Genomic DNA, 1,662 nt, shown 5'->3' with positions numbered 1-1,662 from the left:
GGCCCGGGTGTTTCTGCAGGAAACCTCCTTGTTTCTCAGATGTTTGTAGTTTCCGGTCTAAAGCTACCCGACATAGTCGGGCGGGGTAGATAGTGCCGGAAGATGTGCGGAGATATGGGCCTGTCGGCCAAGGCCGGGCTGATGGTCACGGCCTGGGCGGCCGCGCGCCGCACGATATGGGTTGCTCCGAAGCGCGTCAGGCGCTCGTTGCGGGCGCCGACAAATATCGGTCGCGGCTCAGGATTGGCGATTCCATGTTCGTCCATCAGAGCCGTCAGTGCTTTCGCCAGATCCTGAGGAAATGGGGATGACGCGGTCTCTGCGCACTTTGCCGCGCAGCAGCACTTGCGGGTGCGACCGCTCCAACTGAAGGTCGTTTGTGTTGACGCCGGTGGCTTCGGAGACCCGAGCGCCGGTCCGTGCCAAGAAGAGCAAAAAAGGCGCGGTCGCGCCGACCACGGCACGTCCTCTGATCGGGGGCCGCAATGAGGGCGTCCACTTCGGCCTTGATGAGATGGTGCGTCACCTCGATGTGCGCCCGTTTTTATGGCAATCGTCAGCACGCGTTGTGCGACACACCGAAGGACGCCGGATCGGCGGCTGCGACTTGGTGGAAGAAAGATCGGATCGCGGCTAGTCGGGCATTGCGCGTGGCGACGGAGTTGTTCCGTTTCTCTTCGAGTTCGTCGAGAAAGGCGAGAACGAGTGGCCTGCTGCCGGTTTTTCGGACACGAAGTTAAGCTAACTGGACTGCCCCTGGTGCGATAGACAGGCCCCGCCTATCCTTTGAGCATAGGAGGCAGCTTGTGAGTACGCAGAGGTTTACCCCGGAATTCAAGGAAGAAGCGGTCAAGCAGGTCGTCGAACGCGGCTATAGCGTGCCGGATGTCGCGGCGCGTTTGGGCGTCTCGGCGCACAGCCTGTATAAGTGGGTGAAGGCGGTGTCTCCTGACAGGTCGGAGCAGCAATCGAAAGATCTTCTTGAAGCCAAGAGTGAGATCCTGCGCCTGCGTGCGCAACTGCGGCGAGTGGAGGAGGAGCGGGATCTTTTAAAAAACTGTCACGGGCCGTTGCCCGCTTGCGCGCGGTAGAAACAGCCATGCTACCCTCGCGCCTCGGAGGGTAGCGGCCGTCAGCTTATTGGAGGCGAAGTCCCCGTTAAAAAACGTGGTCCATGGGTTCATGCGAACTTGAGAGTGGTGACGCCGCTCCAACGGCGATCCCGATTAGGAAGATGAAGCTAGGCATAGCCCAGACCCTCCCGCCCACATTTTGATGGAGGATTTGCGATGCCCAAGATGACGACCGGCGAGCGCCCGGGATTGAAGCTGGTCAAGGTCGGTGCCGCTGGCATCGATATCGGATCAAAAATGCACATGGCAGCGGTCGACCCGGCCCGCACTGACACGCCAGTGCGGGCGTTTGGCACATTTACGCAGGATCTTCATGATCTGGCGGACTGGTTCAAAGCGTGCGGCGTGACCAGTGTCGCGATGGAATCCACCGGGGTCTATTGGATCCCAGCCTACGAGATTCTTGAGCAGCGCGGGTTCGAGGTCATTTTAGTTGTAAAAGTTTAAACTTAATCTGACAGACGGTGTCGCAGGCTGAGGCTTGAGCCGAGGCCGGGCGCGGAGTGGTTCGGGTTCGCAGCGCCCGGCC

Annotated in this window: 2 pseudogenes; both read left to right on the top strand. The window is 60.0% G+C overall.

Going from position 1 to position 1,662, the window contains the following annotated elements:
• Positions 1–806: 806 nt before the first annotated feature.
• A pseudogene (locus tag F3H98_RS30880) lies at positions 807–1,055 on the top strand (transposase); the annotation flags it as partial.
• Positions 1,056–1,289: 234 nt separating this feature from the next.
• Positions 1,290–1,568, top strand: a pseudogene (locus F3H98_RS30875) (IS110 family transposase); the annotation flags it as partial.
• Positions 1,569–1,662: the final 94 nt, after the last annotated feature.

This window comes from Neomesorhizobium albiziae (assembly GCF_900114255.1).
In the GTDB taxonomy this organism is placed as follows: domain Bacteria; phylum Pseudomonadota; class Alphaproteobacteria; order Rhizobiales; family Rhizobiaceae; genus Neomesorhizobium; species Neomesorhizobium albiziae.
Note: the sequence above shows the minus strand (reverse complement) of the source record. Positions and strands in the feature narration are given on the sequence as shown.